This window comes from Streptomyces sp. NPDC006140 (assembly GCF_040628815.1).
Taxonomy (GTDB): Bacteria; Actinomycetota; Actinomycetes; order Streptomycetales; family Streptomycetaceae; genus Streptomyces.
In genome coordinates, this window is the sequence record NZ_JBEXTS010000006.1 from 233,445 (window position 1) to 252,706 (window position 19,262).

Annotated in this window: 14 protein-coding genes and 1 pseudogene; 6 read left to right on the forward strand and 9 right to left on the reverse strand. The window is 66.8% G+C overall.

Features of this window, described 5'->3' with window-relative positions; translation table 11 throughout:
• Nucleotides 1–298 precede the first annotated feature (298 nt).
• A complete protein-coding gene (locus ABZ386_RS18525; protein ID WP_358965118.1) occupies nt 299–886 on the forward strand; it encodes a hypothetical protein in 588 nt (195 codons plus the stop codon).
• A 48-nt stretch (nt 887–934) separates the two neighbouring features.
• Here ABZ386_RS18525 and ABZ386_RS18530 read toward each other — a convergent pair whose 3' ends face one another.
• Nucleotides 935–2,086 carry a hypothetical protein gene (locus ABZ386_RS18530; protein WP_358965120.1) on the reverse strand — a complete coding sequence of 384 codons (1,152 nt, stop codon included), beginning with the start codon at nt 2,084–2,086 and terminating at the stop codon, nt 935–937.
• 9 nt (nt 2,087–2,095) lie between these two features.
• A complete protein-coding gene (locus ABZ386_RS18535; RefSeq protein WP_358965122.1) occupies nt 2,096–3,205 on the reverse strand; it encodes an ImmA/IrrE family metallo-endopeptidase in 1,110 nt (369 codons plus the stop codon).
• 166 nt (nt 3,206–3,371) lie between these two features.
• Here ABZ386_RS18535 and ABZ386_RS18540 point away from each other — a divergent pair, with 166 nt between their 5' ends.
• On the forward strand, nt 3,372–3,518 hold the full coding sequence (locus tag ABZ386_RS18540) for a DUF6207 family protein (protein ID WP_358965288.1): 147 nt from the start codon (nt 3,372–3,374) through the stop codon (nt 3,516–3,518).
• A 2,649-nt stretch (nt 3,519–6,167) separates the two neighbouring features.
• Here ABZ386_RS18540 and cas3 read toward each other — a convergent pair.
• From cas3 to ABZ386_RS18575, 7 genes are all read right to left on the reverse strand, one after another.
• Entirely contained in the window at nt 6,168–8,546 is a 2,379-nt protein-coding gene (gene cas3 / locus ABZ386_RS18545) for a CRISPR-associated helicase Cas3' (RefSeq protein WP_358965124.1), read from the reverse strand.
• A 42-nt stretch (nt 8,547–8,588) separates the two neighbouring features.
• Nucleotides 8,589–9,248 carry a CRISPR-associated protein Cas5 gene (gene cas5, locus ABZ386_RS18550; protein ID WP_358965126.1) on the reverse strand — a complete coding sequence of 220 codons (660 nt, stop codon included), beginning with the start codon at nt 9,246–9,248 and terminating at the stop codon, nt 8,589–8,591.
• On the reverse strand, nt 9,245–10,276 hold the full coding sequence (cas7i, locus tag ABZ386_RS18555) for a type I-B CRISPR-associated protein Cas7/Cst2/DevR (RefSeq protein ID WP_358965128.1): 1,032 nt from the start codon (nt 10,274–10,276) through the stop codon (nt 9,245–9,247). Before cas7i ends, cas5 begins: the two co-directional genes overlap by 4 nt.
• Nucleotides 10,273–11,697 carry a hypothetical protein gene (locus ABZ386_RS18560; RefSeq protein WP_358965130.1) on the reverse strand — a complete coding sequence of 475 codons (1,425 nt, stop codon included), beginning with the start codon at nt 11,695–11,697 and terminating at the stop codon, nt 10,273–10,275. Before ABZ386_RS18560 ends, cas7i begins: the two co-directional genes overlap by 4 nt.
• Nucleotides 11,694–12,440 (reverse strand): CRISPR-associated endoribonuclease Cas6, encoded by a 747-nt coding sequence (locus ABZ386_RS18565; protein ID WP_358965132.1) that lies wholly within the window; start codon nt 12,438–12,440, stop codon nt 11,694–11,696. Before ABZ386_RS18565 ends, ABZ386_RS18560 begins: the two co-directional genes overlap by 4 nt.
• A gap of 612 nt (nt 12,441–13,052) precedes the next feature.
• Nucleotides 13,053–13,568, reverse strand: a complete 516-nt coding sequence (locus ABZ386_RS18570; protein ID WP_358965134.1) for a hypothetical protein — start codon at nt 13,566–13,568, stop codon at nt 13,053–13,055.
• Between the two features lie 300 nt (nt 13,569–13,868).
• Entirely contained in the window at nt 13,869–14,048 is a 180-nt protein-coding gene (locus ABZ386_RS18575; protein WP_358965136.1) for a hypothetical protein, read from the reverse strand.
• Between the two features lie 1,732 nt (nt 14,049–15,780).
• Here ABZ386_RS18575 and ABZ386_RS18580 point away from each other — a divergent pair.
• From ABZ386_RS18580 to ABZ386_RS18595, 4 genes and pseudogenes are all read left to right on the forward strand, one after another.
• Nucleotides 15,781–16,044: a helix-turn-helix domain-containing protein gene (locus ABZ386_RS18580; protein WP_358965138.1), complete on the forward strand. Its 264-nt coding sequence runs from the start codon at nt 15,781–15,783 to the stop codon at nt 16,042–16,044.
• A gap of 160 nt (nt 16,045–16,204) precedes the next feature.
• Nucleotides 16,205–16,594, forward strand: a pseudogene (locus tag ABZ386_RS18585) (DUF6083 domain-containing protein); the annotation flags it as partial.
• A 105-nt stretch (nt 16,595–16,699) separates the two neighbouring features.
• Complete coding sequence (locus ABZ386_RS18590) at nt 16,700–17,098, forward strand: hypothetical protein (protein WP_358965297.1); 399 nt, start codon at nt 16,700–16,702, stop codon at nt 17,096–17,098.
• Between the two features lie 550 nt (nt 17,099–17,648).
• The gene (locus ABZ386_RS18595) at nt 17,649–19,157 is read left to right on the forward strand and encodes a UvrD-helicase domain-containing protein (protein WP_358965140.1); all 1,509 of its coding nucleotides are present in this window, start codon (nt 17,649–17,651) and stop codon (nt 19,155–19,157) included.
• Nucleotides 19,158–19,262: the final 105 nt, after the last annotated feature.

Sequence of the window (19,262 nt, forward strand, 5' to 3'; positions counted from 1 at the left end):
TCCTGGCCGCATTAGGGTCGTCGGGGCGATCTTGGTCTGACGGGAGCCTCTCCGCACTAGCCTGGCGGCGAGCGCTGCCGCTTGCTTTTCGTGTCCTTTCGCGGAATCGCTCGGTTAGGGCCATGTCGCCAAACGGCCTAGGCGGGCCCCTGAGGGGCAGATGGAAGGCCGAGGCTCGGGGCCGTGCCGGAAGATGGGTACACGCTTCTGGTGCGTGCGTCAGGGCCCCCTAACGGGGTCAGGGTTTCGGGTGAGGACGGGTTGAGTCATGGCGGTTGCGTCGCGAGGACCAGTCGATGTGCTCGCGAACTCGGTCCCGTCGGGAACGCTGATTCCGCAGGAGTCGAAGTTGCAAGCTGTGAACGCCTTCGGCGTGCAGGCTGTCGTCGCCTATCGACGCGATACTGCTGAGTGCGAGAGGCGTGCTGCAGAAGGTACGCCGCCGTTGACCCGGCCAGACGTGCTGGATCTCCTCATGGGGTTGCCTGTGGGGGAGACTGTGCCTGTCAGTACTTTGAGTCCGCCCGAGCGCCGCGCGCTCAAGGCAGCTCCAAAGGGTGTGGTCGTTCAAAGTAGCGGAACCGTGACCAGGCAGGTCGTCCAGCCCCTTGGCGTCGATCTTGCCATCGTGCCTGGCAGAGGCTGGGAATCCGCAATGGCGAAGGCGGAGCTCTTCACCCCGTTCTGTGCGCGTGCGGTTCTTGTCGAGCGCCCCTTGCGCCGCAAGGATGACGCGATGCTGCAGGCGGACTTCTACGGCATCGGCCTCCTGGCTCTGGTCGGCAATGAGTTGGATGTACTGGTTCCGCCGCGGCCTTTCGTTAAGCGCCGCCACACCGTGGCTGGCTGGAAGTTCCTTGAAGACCTGTACGCCCAGCTGGCTTAGTAAGGTGCGGTGACCTGTGTGACATGGCACGTAGCCGGGGCGACCACGCTAGGGAGCAGGCAGCGTCGCCCATGCCGCCAGGGGCGGCGGCGGCTGGAAGCCCCTCTTTGCTGAGAGCCCGATTCGCTGGTTCTCGAGCGGGTAGCGGTTGATGGCAGCGGCACACTTTTCCTGCCACCAGGACTTTCTCTCTGAACCGGCTTCGTAGCCGGCCATCTCGCCGACCCACGTGGTCCAGGTGAGGATGTTGTGGTCCTCGGCTTCGACACGTGTCTCGCTGTCGGTCTTGAAGAAGCGGTCGAGTCCACGTCCGTTGCAGACCTCGCAGGGGCACGTCGCCGGGTCCGCGTTTGCGTAGCGGTTCGCGAGCGACTCGGCGCCCTTGAAGCACATGAGCTCCGGCATCAAAACGTTCGGGTACACCGGGCCGTTTGGCTTGCTGACCTTGGCTCGCTCGCCGGGTGCCACGCTGTGTCGCACGGAGCTTGAGACACCGATACCCGCGCAGAGGGCGCCGTGGGCCATCACGTCAAGGGCCGCCAGGTCCGTCCGCAGCAGCATCATGTCCTCAACCTCGGAGATGACGCGGCGGAGGTTTGCAGGGATGACCTTGGCGTGCTGCAGCGGATCGAACTGGCCTACGAGTACGAGGGCCTTCGGCTGGTTGATGTGCTTACAGGCGGCGATGAGCTGGCCGATGCGCTCGTTGCCGAGCCAAGTGACGTCGACAGGCAGGGTCACGACCGTGTCAACGCGTTCAATGCGTTTCGCTTCGCGGATCACCGCTTTCAGCGGCCTGGATGCCCCGGGGGCGATGTAGCCCGTGGGTGTCAGGGCGGCGCTTGCCCCTGCAGCCTTCTGGAAGCCCAGCGTGTCATCGAGGGTCGCGAACATCAGGTCGTGAGGCAGGAGGAACGGCTCGTCCTCGGTCGCCGCGTAGGTTGTGTACGGGGCGCTGTCGATCAGCATCGTGCCGGTAAAGCCCTCTTCCGTTCGGAGCTTGAACGCGCGGGTCTCAGCGTTGTCTCCAGTCATCACAACGCCGCCGAGGTCGCTGTCGATTGCCTCGCGCTGGCGCGGAATGAAGCGCGAGTGCTCGTGCAGCAACACACGCCCCGCCAGGATCGGAGTTGCAGGGACGCTGGCATCAAGTACCCGCAGAGCAGGCGGGCGCTGTCCGAAGGGTGCGGGGTTGCTCAAGAGGTCACCTCACAGGTGGGCCGGAGTCACAACGGCCCCGGACGAAGAGGAAGCGCACAAGTAGATCTCGTGGAACTCCTCGTGACCCAGGCCGGCCAGATGCGCCGCATGGGTCAGGTCGAGGTGGTGCTGTTGCTCAAGCCGGGTTACGACCTGAGCGATGTGGCGCGGGATCTCGCGCTGAACGGTGACGGGTTCGACAGTTCGGTAGCCAAGGGCAGACATTTCGACCATGAGGTTGCGGTACTGCCACTCGCTGACGACTCCGAGAGAGAGTGCCCGCCTGATGAGCGCGGCCATCGAAACGCCCCACCTGGTCTTGAGCTCCATCAGCCGCTGCAAGTCAACGCCCGGTTTGAGCTCGGGCAAGATTGCGTCGTGCGGCATGAGAAATTCTGCTGCAAAACGGTCGGCCTGCTGCTCCTGAAGGCGTCCGTCACCGGGTTCGGTGTGCATCACGACATGACCTAGCTCGTGCGCCAAGCTGAAACGAAAGCGGTCACCGGGCGCGGTCGAGTTGAGGAGGAACAGCGGAGGCCTGCGGTCCGGCCACTGACTGACGGCGTCCAACTCGGCCGTTCCCAGGTCCCGGACGACAACCGAAGCGCCGGCGCCCTCTATGACCGAGACCAAGTCGTTGATGGGCCCGCGGTCCACGGCCCACTCCTCACGCAGTGTGGCAGCCGCATCCTCGGGGGTGTCCAGGTCGTCGACCTCGATGTGCCGGAAGCTGTGGTGGCCGACATCGGTCAGGGGGGCCGTGAGCGACTCAACCTGTAGCCGAGTCAAAGTCAGCGTGGCATGGATGCGGCGGAGGCTCGTGGCCCCCATCGAGGCGCGCTTCCGGTGGTGGACCAGGCCGACGCCTACACCGTGAGTGTCAGTGGTGCGGCATAGCATTTCAGGTGTGTATCCGAGAGCTTTGGCGTACAGCTCAAGGCGATCGTCCTTCACCTGCAAACGGCCAGCCTCGGCTCGGCTGACGTACCCCTGGGAAACCCGATTGGTGTCGTCAAGTCGCGACATCGCGACAGCGAGGTCTGCTTGTGTCATCCCGCGAGACTCGCGAGCCAGCGCAAGCATGGCGGGCACCGCGATCTGGCCCTCGCGAGCATTCATCGTCCACCCTCCCACCCTCAGTCTCGACACCTAGTATACACAGGTTCACTCCTCGGCGTAGTGCTTCAAAATATTCCGCACCCAATCCCTCGCGGAGTGAGCAAGATGATCGTGCGTGGGCAGCAGTGGGCGGGTGCCGCCCCAGTTCACCGAGGGCCGGCCTCCAGTGGCCTTCCCGCAGCTGCTCGCCGACCGGTGGGCAACCGCAACAGCGGAGCGGACCATTCGGGATGTGGGGAAGCCCGGCGTACGGCTGCGCTGTTACCTGGACTGCGCCAGCCGATCAGGCCGGCCGCGCCGGACGAAGCCCTGACACCGGTCAGCGCAGTCGCATCACAGTGACGACGGGGTGCAGGGTCGTGCCCGCCACGACCTCCACCACCACGTCGTCGACGGCGGGCGATTGGGGTCGCCGGGCTTCGTGAACGCGGGTACCGGCGCCGACATCGAGCGCCGTGCCACGCTGTGATCCCTCCTGAACTGATAACGGCGAGCGTGTGCGCCCCGCACGACTTCTTCCGTATGTTGAGCTGATGATGACCTATGGGAGCGGATCCTTCCGGAGCTGCCGAACGTGTTGCGATCCCTTCTGGGCTGGTGTCTGCCGGCCGTGATGTTCTCACCGGCGAACTGGTCTGCGTGTTGTGACCCTTCTGGGTTGATGACGGCAGGCTTCGAGCCGCACATCCTGTACGACCCGACGACGTTGCGAACCCTCCCGGGGTGATAACGGGCGGCGAGCTATCACGAAGGCGCTGCTGGCTGAGTAGTTGCGATCCTCTGGGCTGATGACGGCCTGCACCTGGCCGGGACCACGGCGGCCGACCTGGGGATTACGATCCCAAGCTGACTCGTGGTTTCGCCGAGTACTTCGAGTTGTGATCTCTCATGGGCTGATAACGACAAGCGTCCACGCTCTAATCATTAAGTACGGCGACTGGTTGTAATTCCTTTTTAGTCGATGGTGAGTCGGCAGTAGCGGTGGCGCTATTCGGTACGCGGGCGTTGTGATTCTTTCCAGGGTGATAACGACGTGGCTCCGGTGCGGCGACCGAGGTACCGGCGAGACATTACGGTTCCTCCTGGACTGATGACGAGTTTCACGGACGCTGGCCTTCTGGACAAGACGTACAGGGTGAGGATCCCTCTTAAGTTGATGACGGCACGCCGTCGGAGCAGATCCCGGCGGCATGAAATACGCTTTGCGTTCCCTCACGGGCTTATTATATTCCCTCGCAATCGATGGCAAAGCCTATGCCTACAATTTGCTAACCCTAGCGGGCTGATGATGACGGGACGCGCGAGCCTCACACGATGATTTCCGTGTGGTCGCTAGCTCTCTGGGCTGATGAGGACGGCAGATGGGGTCATTCACTTCCTACGGGTGCTGTCGTTGTGATCCTTCTTGGGCTAATGACGACTGGTGGGCGCTGTACCAGCAGAAGCCTCGCCCGCTGTTGCGATCCGCCTTTGGCTGATGACGATGCGCTGCACCGCCAGCACCATTACGGACGACGTCCTGTTGTAATCCTTCTTGGCTGATGGGGACCAAGGGGAAGTGGCAGACCAAGGAGATAGAGTACTTATTGTGATCCCTCATGGGCTGATGGCGGCACGAGGCGTACCTTCGCGTAGGCGTCCACCTCTTCGCGTTGCGATTCCTGGTGGGCTGATGACGATGCCTGGCTCCTCGCCGCGACGGTGCCGATCATCCTGATGTGATCCCTCTTAAGTGGTGATGACGGCGGTCGTGCTCAATCCGCTCGACTGGCAAGACATGTTTTGATCCCTCTAGGGTCGGTAAGAACGACTGCCGACGGCACCCGCGTGTAAAGCAGAAGGAGTTACAAACCATCTTGAGCTAATGACGACCGTTCCCATACGTAAGGGTGAAGGCGTCTACGTCAGGTTGCAATCCTTTCTGGGCTGATGACAATCTGCCCTTATGGGCCAGGGCGACGCGCGGGACATCATGTGGTTGCAATCCCTCTTAGGCTGATTACGACGTCGCCGGGTTAGAATGGGCGATCACCGCCTATCCGTTGCGATCCCTCTTGGGATTTTGATGATGACCACGCGGGGACTCCGGTCGAGTGTGACGTGTGGGAATTGTGAGCCCTTTTGGGCTGATGATGATGCGAGAGCCGGAAAACCGCACGGAAGCGCACCACGTGTTGTGATCCTTCTAAGGCCGATAACGACTGGGGCATGCCCGTAGTGATCATGTACCCGCCGGGATTGCGGTCCCTCTCGGGCTTATGGCGACTACAACCCGAGCTGCACATACCACCTGACACAGCGGTTGCGAACCCTCCCGATGACGACCGCCGCCCTCGACGTGATGTACGGGGCGAAGTGCCGGTTGCGATCCCTCGTGGGCTGATGACGGCCGCACTGCACCCACGGGACTCAAAGGGACGGTTCATGTTGCAACCCCTTTCGGGCTGATGGCGACTCTGCGGGCTACGTGCCTGGCGGGTTCACCACCAAGTTGCAATCCCTCACGACTGACGGTCCGAACATCCCGGAGACCGCCGGCTACAGGTTGTGATCCCTTCTGAGTCAATGACGGAAACCTGGTTCTCGCCGGAGTCGTTGAAAAAGTGATGTGGCAATCCCTCTTGGGCTGATGGCGATATGCGGGTACTAGCACGTCCCGGAGAAAGACCACGGGTTGCGATCCCTTTTGACTGAGATGTATTCGCTGCTGTAGCGCTTCAGGCTGCAGACATGATGTTGCTATCCCTTTTGGGTTGATGGTGACGTTCGCGTTCCGGGTGCACGGCATCCAACTGTACTCGTTGTGATTCCTTTTGAGCTGATGACGTTCGGGGGTACCGCGACCGCAACGGCATATAACTCGGAACGTTTGATCCCTTCTGTGGCGGATGAGTTTTACACGGGTAATGAAAATAATCACGAGGGGTACATCTTGTAATCCCGTTTGGGCTGATTATGCGTGTCAGGCTGTTTCTTCTGGTTTGTATGTGGTGTCGGGGTCTTTTACGGCTTTCAGCCCGTATTCTTCGGTGTAGTCGCCGTCGATGACGTGAACTTTCAGCTCGGTGTCGTAGCGGGCTTTCGGAGCGGCGCTGGCGGGGAGGGGGATGAGGTAGTCGTCGGCGAGGAGCCGGCCGGCGGGGCCACCGGCCTGATTGAGGGCGGTGGCGTAGTGGCCGCGGTCTTCGGTGAGGATGGCTTCGGTGCCGTCGAAGAGTTCGTCGAAGCGTTCGGCGAGCGGGTCGCGGTCGTCGTAGGGGTAGCTGAAGTCGAGGAACGTGGCGGCGAACTGGTCCCGGTGATGCAGAACCTCTTCTCGCCATGTGGTGCCCCAGGGAGTGGCGTAGACGGTGTTAAGCCAGCCGGTGATCTCGTTTTCGTCGACAGGGTGTCCGTCTTGGGTGGTGAGGATGCGCCAGGCGGCCTGGGTGGGGGCTTGGGGGTAGATGCCGTCGGCGAACCACTGGCCGGGAGCCTCCTTGCGCGGGCTGTAGTGGGCAGCATGCACGATGACGTCGGCGGGAGGCCGGGCGGCAATGCGGTTGGCGCGGCCGAAGCGCTGGGCGAGGGCTTCGAGGTCGGCGGCGGCGCTGAACAACACGTCGAAGTCGACGTCCATGGAGACCTCAAGGACCTGGGTGGAGACCACCAGGCCGGGCAGTCGGTCGCCGGCGCGGGTCCGGTCGACGCTGTGCCGGGCGAGGATGTGCTGTTCGAGCCGGGCGCGGTCGCGGCGCCGGTAACGGGAATGCAGCATGGTCGCCGCGTCAGGGCCGTACAGGGCGCGTGCGTGGGGACCGAGCCGGTCATAGAGCTGCTGGGCCTGGCGGATGTTGTTGGCGATCACCAGGACGGATTCGCAATGCTCCAGACGTTCGGCGATTTCGGCGACGGCGGCCGGATCGCTGAGGTGGTGGGGACGGGTGCGGATGCGGTGCCGGGCCGGGGGCTGGCTATCGGCGTCATCCGTCCGCGTCACGGGGCGGGTGAGGGTGTCGGTGATGAGGTCGGCGAGGGGGTCGGGCAGGGTCGCGGACAGGATCGCGAAGCGGCCGCCGAGCCGTTCAAGCAGGCCCATCATGGCCAGGATGTAGCCGAGGCGTTTGGTGTCGTAGGCGTGGAGCTCGTCCATGATGAACACCGAGTTCGCCGCGTCCACCAGCAGGGAGGCGTGGGTGGGGCCGACCAGCGCGGCGCGCAGCAGCTGGTAGGGGGTGGTGATCCTGACCGTCTCGGTGAACAGCCGGGTCGCGGCCTGCCGGGCCACCGCTTTACGGGCGGCCGTGACCCGTTCCTGGTCGCCGTCTTCGGGGCAGGCGGCGGTGGCCAGGTGGTAGGCGGCGGCCCGCCCGTGCGCCACCCCGACCCGCTCCGGCGCTCCGAGTTCTTTGGCGGTGCGGTCGGCGTTGGCGTTGATGGAGGCGAGGTAGGGCAGGGTGTAGAAAATGCGGGGCACGCCTTGGCCTGCGGCCTGCATGGCGGCGGTCTGTCGGCAGGCCCACAGCCAGGAAGCCTCCGTTTTGCCGCTGCCGGTGCGGGAGCGGAGCAGCAGGTGCCCGTCGACGGCGGCGGCGCGCTGCTGGTGCGGCCGCAGGGTATAGCCCTTGGCCGTGATGCCGTTCTCCAGGCGGGTGGCGAAGGCCGGGCCCATGGGCTGCACCAGATGGGGGCGGGTGTGGGCGGAGGAGAGGTAGTCGGCCATGGTGACGGCGCCCTGCAGCAGCACCGCCGCCAGGCCCTCCTCGGCGCTCGTGCCGTACTCGAAGCGGTCCAGCAGCCCGCTCAGCTCCGCATGAGCCTGCGCGATCCAGTCGGTTCCGGCCGGAAGTGGCTTGACCGCCAGCCCGCCTTGATCGGCAGTGTCGTACAGCCAAGCCGCGAGCGCCTCGGCGACGGCCGGGTCCAGCGGCGCGAAGCGGGCCCGCCACTCGGGAAGCGGCGCCGTGCCGTACAGCGCGGCCAGAGACCGGGGGGAGTTGGTCAGCGCCCGGTGGTGGGTGGCGATGCCAGCCGCTACCCACGCGCGCAGCTCCTCGTCCGCCACCAACGGTACGAACGCCAGGGACAGCACCTCGTGCCGCTCACCCCACACCGCGCCCCCGACGAGCATCTGCTGGAACCCATCGGGGATCTTGCCCGCGTCGTGCAGGAGATCGGCCAGGCGCACCGCGTCCCAGAACCCGGGCACGATGCCGTCCACCACGGCTATGCGCCCGGTGCGCCGGGCCACCAGCCCGGCCGCATCCAGCGCCGCTCGCAGGTGCACCGTCAGCATCTCGGGCGACCATCCCCGCCGGGCACTCTTGGCCAGAACCCCGTGCAGCACGCTCCCCTCTCCCATGCTCGGCTGCTCTAGTGGCTGTAGCCATGAGGACATGGGCTGCTACGCCTCCACGGTCGCGGGATGGGTGGGCGGGAGCAGGCTGACCGCTTGCCCGGTGGCGGTGCGGTAACTGCCGGGGACGACGCTGGAGGCGGTGCCGGCGGCATCGTGGCGGTAGGTGCCCCACACCGTGCGGGTCCGGTCCAGCCGGATCGCGGTGGGCAGCCGCAGCGCGGTGCCGCCCATGTCGGGGGCGTCCTCCACGACGGCGCCACGCTGCTCGCCGGCCTCCTGGACCAGTTCGATGGTGTCCAGGTGCAGGCCGACGAGGTCCTGGCTGCGGCCGAGGCGGAGCGGCCAGACCGGTCGGCGCAGGATGCGGCGCCACCGGTCGGGCTGGTCGGTGATCCAGACCGTCAGGGTGGTGAAGGCCAGGAACTCGCGGTCCTTCGGCACCGGCTTGGTGGGCCGGCCCTTGGCGTCCAGGGGGTGGTAGGTCTCCAGGTCGACGCCCTGACCTCGGGCGTGGAACGCCATGGCGAACTGAAAGGTGTCGGGAATGTGCGGCCAGCCTCCGGCCGCGGCGGCGAGCATGCCGCCGACCGTGGACGGCGGTGGGCAGGGCAGTTGGACCTGCACGCCGGAGTACAGGGGATTGCGGAAGCTGGCGACGGGGGCCGTGAAGGTGGCCTGCAGCGCCGTGACGGTACCTGCGGTCATGCCGTCGCGTCCTGGAACCAGTCGTCGTGATCGCCGTTCTCGATCTCCTGGGCCAGGCCGTTGAGGATCGTGCGCGGGTGGTCGATCACCACGGTCCCGGCGGTGATCAGGTCGGCGAGGTCGCGGCGGGCGCGGTCGCGCTGGTCACCGAGGAAGCCGGGTGCCCACCCGATCCGCACGGGCCCGTCGAGTTCGTCACGCCAGGCGGTGATCTCCTCGGCGAGGGTGTCGGCGGCGAAGGCGGGCTTGCCGTCCTTGTTGGCCAGGACGCGGGTGAAGGGGTTGACGCCGCCCTTGACCGGGGCCAGGAGGATGAAGGCCGGGGTGCGGTCGCCGTAGTGGGAGGCGGGCTTGGCACCGCCGCGCAGGGCGGCGAGCGTGCGCAGCACCAGCGCGACGCGGCGGCGCCGCTCGGCGATGTCCAGGACCAGGGACGCCACCCCGCGGAAGATCGCGTCGGCGGCCCCCGCGGCGGCGGCTTCCTCGGCGGCTTGGGGGTGCAGGGCTACGCGGATGCCCTGTCCGTCGGTCTCGAAGGTGCCGATGCGGGGCAGATCGAGGCTGAGGTCTCCGGCGCAGACGGCAGTGTAGAACTCGTGCTCGTGGATGAGGGGGCTGTCGTCGGCGGCGAACCCGCGGGTCATGGTCCCGAAGTCGGAGGTGGGCCGCTGGGGGGTGACGCTGACGAACGTGCCGGTCGCCAGGACGGTGTCCCGCTGGCAGGAGCTGTCCGAGCCCTTGACGGCGACCATGTAGCCGAACAGGTCGTCGTCCGCGTACAGGTCGGGACGGCCCTTGGTGTAGGCCTGCTGCTTCTTGCCCTTGCCCTCGCGCACGACAGGGGAGATGGTCTCACTGGCGGGCAAGCTGTCGCGCAGCCAGCGGCGCACGGCCTGGGGCGAGATGTAGGGGTAGGTGTCCCGGCCGACCTGCATCTTCTTGACCACGCCGACGTTGTCTTGGCCGCGGCCGTTGTTGGGGGCGCCGGCCTGGACGTCGAGCGCGAGCTTTCCGGCAAGGTGCGTCATGGGGCGATTCCTTCCTCAAGGGCTTCAGTGTCGGCGGGGTCGATGGCGTCGGGGTCGAAGTCCTCGACGATCGTCTTGGCGTCTTTGGGCTGCCAGCCACGGCGGTGCAGTTCCGCCAGAACGGACGTGAGCAGGTACTGCCGGAAGAACCAGGCGTTGCCGTCCTGGCTCGGGGAGAACAACAGCTCGAACGCGCGCTCGGTGATCAGCGGAGCGCCGTCCTCCGGGCGGGCCAGGACCCATTCGACGCCGTGGCGCTGCAGCCAGCCGCGCAGGTCCGCGCCGCGGCCGGGGCGGAACAGGGCGTGAAAGCCGGTGAGCTTACCCCCTGTGTCATCGGGCTTGAACAGGGCGGCGACCCGCTGGGCGGTCGCACGGATCTCGGCGAGATCCTTTTCTTCCATGTGCATCACCTCATGCAGGTAGGAGCCGGCCAGTTCGGCAACGGCCGACGACTCGGGTGCAGGCCGGCCACAGGCCTCGGTCCGGTCGGTCAGGTAGGAGGCAAGAACGCCGGGGATGCTCTCGGAGCGGTGGAACACTCGCCAGGCCAGGTTCTGCGCACCGCTGCCCTTGTCGGTGCGCAAGGAACGCAGCAGGCACGCGAACCCGGTCCGCCGACCGGGCAGCCGCGTCGTGGTGCGCAGCCACTCGGCAAGCGGCTGGTCAACGGCATGCGAGGTGAGGACCTGGTCCTGGTTGTTGTTGGTGAACACCAGCAGCTCCACGCCCGCTGTGACGCGGTGCTCGTAGCCACGCAGCGCCGCCAGCACGGCAACGTCGGCCTGCGGACTGGTCGGCTTCGCACCGAGCGTGATCATCAGCCCGTTGCGCTGCACCTGCCGGCCGACGGTGTGCGCCGCAAAACGCTCGTCCCAGGTGTGCACGACCGTGCTCGGGCCCCCCGTCAGCTGGCTGCCGAACGGCACGGCGTGGAAGGAACACACGCACGGCCAGCACAGCGCGAGACCCGCGTGCCCGCGCGGCGTGCTGTTGCGATAGGCGACCGACTCGGCCAGCACGACGTCGCTTTTGCCGTAGAACCCGACCGCCGCAGCCCCGCACAGCACGCACCCCGTCACAGGCCAGGAGTGCGGTGCGGGGATGGTGCGCCAGGCCCGGACCGCTTCGGTGACCTCCGCATCGGAAAGCTTCTTGTTCCGCGGGTGATTCATCTTGCTGTTCGGCCACAGGCTGTACGAACACTTCAGGAGAAACCCGGCCTCCGCCTTGGTATCCCTCACGAGCGCGGCCCGCACAGCGGCTGCGGTGACCTTCTCGGTGGCCGCCTCGAACAGCGGGCCCGCCACCATGTCCGGATGCCGGGCGCCGGCGAACGCCGCCAGGGCGAACGCCCCGACCCTCTGCAACGGATGAGGCGTCAGCCGCAGCGATACCTGCTCAGTAGGAGTCCCGGTCATGCGGTCACCCACCCGAACCCGGCCCCGGTCTGCTGGCCAATCCCCGAAGACCACAGAGCAGACAGAGCTCCGGCGCCTCCGCGAACCTCGACCTCCACCGGCGCCCCCGTCCGGTGACCAGAACGCCCCTGACCGGCCACCCGGAAGGAACGGCGCACGCCCACCCACGTGATCCCCTCGACCGAGAGGTCCGCGGCGTGCCCGAATGTCTCGGCCCGACGGTTCAGATTGCGCTCCAGCGCCACCGGATAAGCCGGATGCTCCGGCAGCAACGCCCGCACAGCGGTGTGCTGGGTGCCGGGCTCGGGCTGCCGGTACTCGGACAGATGCACAGGGCTCGCCGTGCGCAGCCGGGCCCGGCCGGCGGTAAAGCTGGGCGGCTGCTGGACGGTGACACTACTGACCTGCAAGGCGACCCCGCCCCAGTCCAGCAGCGAGCGGGCCGGGTCCATAAAGGCCAGAGCCAGAGCCTGTATGAACTCCGGCAGCGGGCTGCCGAACTCAAGATAACCGCTCCCGCCGGCCGCATACTTCCCGCGCACCCGCCGCGCACTCGGAAACATGGGCGCGCTGAACCCGAACGGGGCCATCCCGTACGGACCCCATCCGTTCTCATGAATCTTCTCCGCGAGATCGGGCGCAGTCCGACGCAACGCGTCGTACACGATGCCTCGCCCGGGAGCGAGGACGTTCTCCCATGGAATCTCCCGAGCCCGTGTACTGATCTTCAAGCGCAGCCGCACGAGCCTCCCCTCTCTCCCCGTCCGGGGCGTATGAGTCCACGTCAGGGCACGCCAAACGAAGCTCCATGCGGAGGAGTTGGCGTTCCGAGGAGCAACGTACACAGAGGGACTGACAACGTCCGCTGAGCTGGGAGATACCACCATTGCGGGCAACGGGTCAGGTATTGTCACCGGCAGTAGAGCGTGAGGCTGATGACGTTCCTTGATGCGAAGTCAGCTACTGTCGGCCTTCAGCCAGGAAGGTTCGCAGCCGGTAGGGAGTGGCGTCGCTGAGCCGAACGGCGGGCCGCCTGGTCGTCATCAGCCCAGCAGGGTTCACAACAGGTAGGTCGCCATGTTCCTGCCCAGTAGACGCGCGCTGTCATTACCCCCCAGAGGGTTCGCAACTTGAAGGCCCGACCGGTCTGGTTGATGTCTCACCGAGTTGTCATCAGCCCAGGAGGGTTCGTAACCCGCAGGTGTCCTCCACGATGAAGTAAGGCGGAAGCCGTCATCAGCCCCTGAGGGTTCGTAACACAATCGCCAGAGCAGCAAGGAGAGGCGTTATCCCGGTCGTAATGAGCCCCAGGAGGGATCGCAACCCTCAGTCGGACCGGTGAGGCACCTGGAGTACTAGGCGGAGGTGGTCGCGGATGAGCCGGATGATGGTGTGCCGGACTTCCCGAAGGGCCAGATATGTACGGCGGGCTTCCGCATCGTTCGCTGGCAGATCGACCTCGGTGGTGTAGGGCAGTCGCAGGTACGCACACAGGGTGTAGATGCAGTCTGGCGTAGTTCGCTGGTGGGAGCGTCATCGGCTAGCCCGGCCAGGGTATGAACTCCACTGAGAGGTACGCCGGCGGAGTTCTCACCGAGCAGGGAGATGGCGCTGCTGAAGCGTTCGACGTGCAGCCGGGTGGCATCACGCATGGCGGTTTCTTCGTCGAGGCGCTGGCGGCGGTAGGCGATGACCAGGGCGAAGAGCGCGCCCGCCCCAGCAACCAGTCCGAAAGAGGCCTTCAACAGGTCGAACCAGTTCTTCGAGTGGCCGCCCGGAAGATCCCAGCCGTAGTACAAGGCGACGGTGGCGGTGACTATCGCGACAGTGAAGATCAGGATCAGGACCGTGCTGATGGGCCATAGCTGCATGCGCCTGGCACCCCGAGTGGATTCATGACTGACAAGACTGACCATGGTGCACGACTGGTTGCAGAGGCTTTGCGGTTACTGCAGCACTGCCTGCTGAGCGGGCTCATCGGTCAGATGGGTCGCCGCCGGCGGGGAATGAGCCGGCCCATAGGCGCGCCGCATCGCTCGTGATCGCGCGGCGCCCGGCCAGGTCGGGAGCCGCGAAGGCAGGCTCGCGAGAAGGGGTGAGCGCGGTGCGTAGAACGCCGGGAGCCCCCGAGCCGCTGGTTACGGTCGGGGGCTCCGCTGTTGCGGCGGGATTCAGACAGTGTGCCGGACCCGAAGGCACCGCAGGAGCGGGATGAGCGCGAGGGCGATCATTGCGGGTGGGACCTGCGGGAGCAGGTAGAGCACGGTGCCGGCGACGGCCGCGTTGAAGGCGTCCTGCCATTCGGGACGGCGGTAGTGGAGCCGGACGGGCTTCCACCTCTGTGGTTCCATGGTTGTGTCCTTGCTTGCGATGAGCTGTCGTAACGCGCGGATTTGAAGGGACTGCCCTGCCGGGGGCGGTCCCTTTCCGCGTTGTGCGGATGACGGTATGCGGCGGAGCGTGGCCTTGACGTGGTTAAGGGCGACCGTCAGCCACTGGGTGAAGTCGCAGGTGGACCTAGGGGCTTCGCCCCTGTGGCACGGTCTGCAACCAACCCTATAGAGTCCTGACCTGCGGTTTCTTCTTAGCTATCTGCGCAGATGAGGCGTCGCGATCTGAACTTGGCTGGAACTTGTCTGTCGGACGAAGGTGAGCTAGCGGCCCGGCGGGCCGGTGGGCCGCCCGGGTGAGTCACCGCTTGGTGAGCTCGTTCGGTGAGAAGCTCGTGTTGGCGGGCAGGGCGACACTGCTTGTTCGTGCCGGCATTCGGTGGCTGCCGGCACCGGTCCGCCAAGCCGCGACATCCCTGTGGTCCGCGCCCGCAGTGCCTGACAGGGCGGCGGAACGCAGCGCCTCCGCTGGGTTGCGCCCTGAAGCGGGGCATTCGCCCCTCTGCGCGGCCGCTCAGGCTGGTGAGGTGCAACTCCACTGCAAGTCGCCCGTGTTAGGGCATGCCTGCCACCATGCCAGAGAGCCGATCGCTGCGAGCTGATCGAGTGCCTGGGGTAGGTTCTGGTCCTCTAGTCCGCACTCACGTGCCGTCTTATCGCCCTCGCCCCACCCGCGGCCGGTTAGTGGGTCGGTATGCGCGGCTACGTGGATGTTCATCAGTTGCAGGAGCGCGTCTTTGCTGGCTGCCCGGGCTGTTCGGCCGGCGCGCAGTGCCCAATCCGCTGCGCGCTGCCGGTCCGGGCGGGAGGGGGATTGGCCAAGCAGTGCGGGGTCCTGTAGTTCGGCCATCACCGTGCCCGGACTGGGGTTGGGGAGTGCGCGTAGCCAGTGGCCCTGCTCCAGCTCTTGCCATGGTTTCTGGGTGCTGATGCGCAGACTGCGTAGTACGCCCACTGGCAGCCGGACGCGCATGTGGGAATCCATGCGCAGTGCGCACTGCAGGGCGATCAGCCGGGCCTCTGCCGAGGTGCCGGGGGGAAGCGCGGCGGCGAGGTAGCTGAGCATCTCGGCTACTCGGGCTAGGTCGCCCGGCCCCTTGGTCGAGCGTCGGCGCCGGCGGGCGGCACTGGGCGGTTGCTGTGGTGAGACCAGCATCGTGTCCGGCACCACGGCGGCCTGCTCCGTGGCCGCCGCGCAGGCAGTGCAGGCATCGGCCAGCCGCCAAAGCCGACCGCCGCGTTCCCGGGCCAGAAGCAGCCGGATGGGGCCGGCGCAGCCGCGGTGGCGGGCGTGCCACCGGCATCCCCGCTCGTGGCACTGGCAGATGCGCAGATGGACCGCGGATAGATCGGTGCGGGCGTGCCGGGCGAGGTGGGCCAGGGCTGCCGTACGGGCAGAAGCGGGACTTACGCGATCGCCATCGTGCGGACAGTTCGGGCAGACGAGGGTGATGCCGCCAGGATGGGAACGCAGCTCAACGGTCCATGCGCGTGTCGTTGCAGGGCAGGGTGTGCGCAACCTCATGGGTGCCTGCTCCTCCCGTCGCCTCCCATGTCGATCCCGGCCCAGATGAGCAGGGATAGCCGCTCACGGTAGTGCAGACTCCTGCCCTACCGTTGTCCCGTCCCGTCCCTGGAAATAGGGCAGAGGTCTGCACTGACAGGGCAGTGCTCTGCACCGTCGGATGGTCGGGTGACGATCTTGCCGCCCGAGCCGGACCTCAACGCGTTGCGTCTGAAGCTCGCGCGTCTGCGGGCCAAGCGGGGGTGGAGCTATGACGAGCTCGCGGCCCGAAGTGGCCTGGCCAGGCGGACCCTCATCGAGATCGAGCAGGGCCGCACTGTTGGCAGCCTCAAGACCTGGCACGCTTTGGCGCACGCCCTCAATGCGCCGCTCGACGACTTGTTCAGCGGCCTGTGCCAGGGTCATGACCTGCCTGGCTCGCTCGAGGGCTGAGTGGGTGATCTGCCGCGTGCAGCAAAATCACCCGGACCGGCATTCGATGCCGAATGTCTGATCGCTAATTCGCACATGAGTGGCCCGGGTTGGGGCCGCCTGAGTGATTTGGCGGTGTAGGTCCCGCTCTGGCGGCGTTTTGGCTGGCAGCTTCGCCCGCATGTGCTCCACACCCCCTTCTTCTGCTGCCCGGCATTGGGACGGCAGCCTGGTCCGTGTCCCCCTTCGCCGGTCCCTGCGCGTCGCGCCCCACGCGGCCAGCCGACTGCTGCGCTGCGGCCAGAGCGATCGGTGTCGCGACTGCGGCAACCGGATCGAGTGGTATCAGCGCAGCAGCCAGCGCGGCGTCCGCCTGCACCCCCAGGAAGTGCCGGTGACCGCCGTGCCAGTCGCCTGCCGCTGGACCGTCAGCTCTGGCGTCGCCCACCCCTCGGAGGACGGCAGACGCTGGTGCCGCCTGTCCCACGCCGTGCTGTGTCCCGCCAGGCCAGCCCCGGAGGCGGCCCCGGAACTCGCCGAACTACGGCGGCTGCTGGCCGTCAATACCCGCCGAATGATTGACGCTGGTGCCTTCACCCCGCCACCTATCGCTCCTGCTGGCAATGAGCCGCCAGCCACGGCCGACTGCCGCCCGGCTCGGCCGACTGTGCAGATCTTGTACGTCCGCTACCTTGCCGCGCGGCCCGTCGACGAGATCCAGTGCGTTGCCCAGACCAGGCGCCGCCACCGCTGCACGAGTCCCGTGCTCGCGCCCGAGACCCGAGGAGGGCAGTGGACCCTGCTGCCGGTCACTGCGCACGTCGGCCAATTGGCCCTGCCTGCCGGAAGCATGGCCGTCTACAGCCTCACCGCCCTGCCCTACGCGGAGCAACTGCGCTGGCGCTCACAGCGCTGCCCGCAGCACGCCGCGACGCCCACCGCCGCTGACTTGGCAATGACCGATTGGGAGAGCTTCGACTCGCTCCTGCACAGTGGCCACATCCACACCCGGCTGCCCACGCTCAGACGCCGGGGCGCACGCGCGGACCATCCGCACCGGGAGGGGCGGGCTTGAGTCGGCACTACGCTACCGAGATCACTCTGACCAGGTCCGCCTCGTGCGGCGAACTGCGCCGCGCCCGCAAGCGCGTGGCGCTCGCCGGTAACGCTGACCGCACACGGCTGATGACCATGCAGAGCGCCAAGAGCCCGGAGGGCGGCCTGCACCGGATGCGGCGTTGGATCGGTGGACAGCCGTCCGTCGTTGTCCTGGCCACGCCAGTACCCAGACCGCAGCGGCCACCTTCTGCCCAACCCGGAACTGGGGCGCTCAGCCACCAGAGCCGTTCGCAGGGCCGCGATGGCGCCCGTCAAGCCCCCCGCGAATACCTCGGCCAGCGTCTGGTCCAAGCCGTCGAGCGCAGCGAACGAGAACGGCACCACCCCCCCTGACAGCCCACCGGGAAAGCCTGCTCCACCAGCACACCCGCGAAGAGGCGCTGTCCTGCGCGGCCAGTCTGCTCAGCCGCCGTCACTCGTCTGCTGCACTCTGACCGTTGCGTCACGGCGCCTTGTGCGGCGGCCTTCCCGTTACTCGCTCTCTCTCCTGCTGCACGGAGTTCCTCTTGCACACCCCGACCGATGAACAGGCACACGCCGTCGAAACCTTCAAAGCTGGCCACCACCTCGTCCTGCAGGCCGGGGCCGGCACCGGAAAGACCAGCACTCTCGCCCTCCTAGCGGCCAGCACCACACGCCAGGGCCGCTACCTGGCCTTCAACAAGGACATCGCCCGAGATGCCGCAGGTCGCTTCCCCAGCACGATGCGGTGCAAGACGGCCCACGCCACGGCCTACGCCGCCCTCGGTCACCGCTACGCCCGCCGCCTCAGCAGCCCGCGCCAGCCCGCGTGGAGAACCGGTCAGGCCCTCGGCATCACCCGCCCCGTCCGCATCGGAGAGCGCGATCTGACCCAGCGGACGCTCTCCAACGCCGTCGTGCGGACGGTGACACGCTTTTGCTACTCCGCTGACCGCGACTTGGCCCGCCACCACGTGCCGCGCCTGCGTGGCCTGGACATGCCTGCGGAGCACACCCACCTGGCGGAGGTAATCCTTCCGTTCGCCGCCAAAGCATGGGCAGACCTGCAAGACCCCGAGCCGGGCGCGGTCCGCTTCGAGCACGACCACTACCTGAAGATGTGGGCCCTGACCCGACCAAAGATCGAAGCGGACTTCCTCTTCCTCGACGAAGCCCAGGACACCAACCCCGTCCTGGAGCAGGTCTTCACCGCCCAACGCGACCACGCTCAGCTCGTCATGGTCGGCGACTCCGCCCAAGCCGTCTACGGCTGGCGCGGTGCCCGCGACGTGATGACCGGATTCGACGCGGCACAGCTGACCCTGACACGCTCCTTCCGCTTCGGTCCCCAGATTGCAGACCAGGCCAACCGGTGGCTTGCCCTCGCCAGCGCACCCATCCGGCTGACCGGCACGGACACCATCCCCGCTGAAGTGGGCGACGTAGCCCGTCCTGACGTGGTTTTGTGCCGCACCAACATCGGAGCCATGGCCGAAGTCATGCGGCTGCTTGCCGAAGACCAGCGTGTCGCCCTGACCCGGGGTGGACAGCAACTGGCCGCGCTGGCCACCGCCGCCCGCGATCTCAAGGAGGGGCACCGCACGAACCACCCCGAGCTGGTGCTGTTCGCCTCCTGGGGCGAACTTCAGGACTACGCCGCCTACGACCCGGCCGGCCGAGATCTCCAGCCTTTCGTCGATCTCGTCGACACCCATGGGCCCGACGCCATCCTCACGGCCGTCGAGGAACTCACCGACGAGTCGACCGCCGACGTCACCGTCTCCACCGCCCACAAGGCCAAGGGGCGCGAATGGCCCACAGTGAAGATCGCAGCCGACTTCCCAGAGCCGCGAGACACCAACCAGCACGACCGCGAGGGCCGTCCTATTCCGGAACCTGTCAGCGACACCGACGCCCGCCTCGCCTACGTTGCCGTCACCCGCGCCCGCAGCCGGCTCGATCTCGGAGGCCTGTCATGGATCGAAAGCCACCATCAAGCCAGCCAGACACGAACCCCAGCCGACGCAACACCAGCCACGGACCTGCAGGACTGAGCGACGAGGTGGCTGCCTCCACACCCTCCGACTCATGGTCGAACGCCCGCCTGGTCGTAGCGAGGCAGAGCGACGAGGATCGGAGGCGGGGGCGGGCCATCGGGC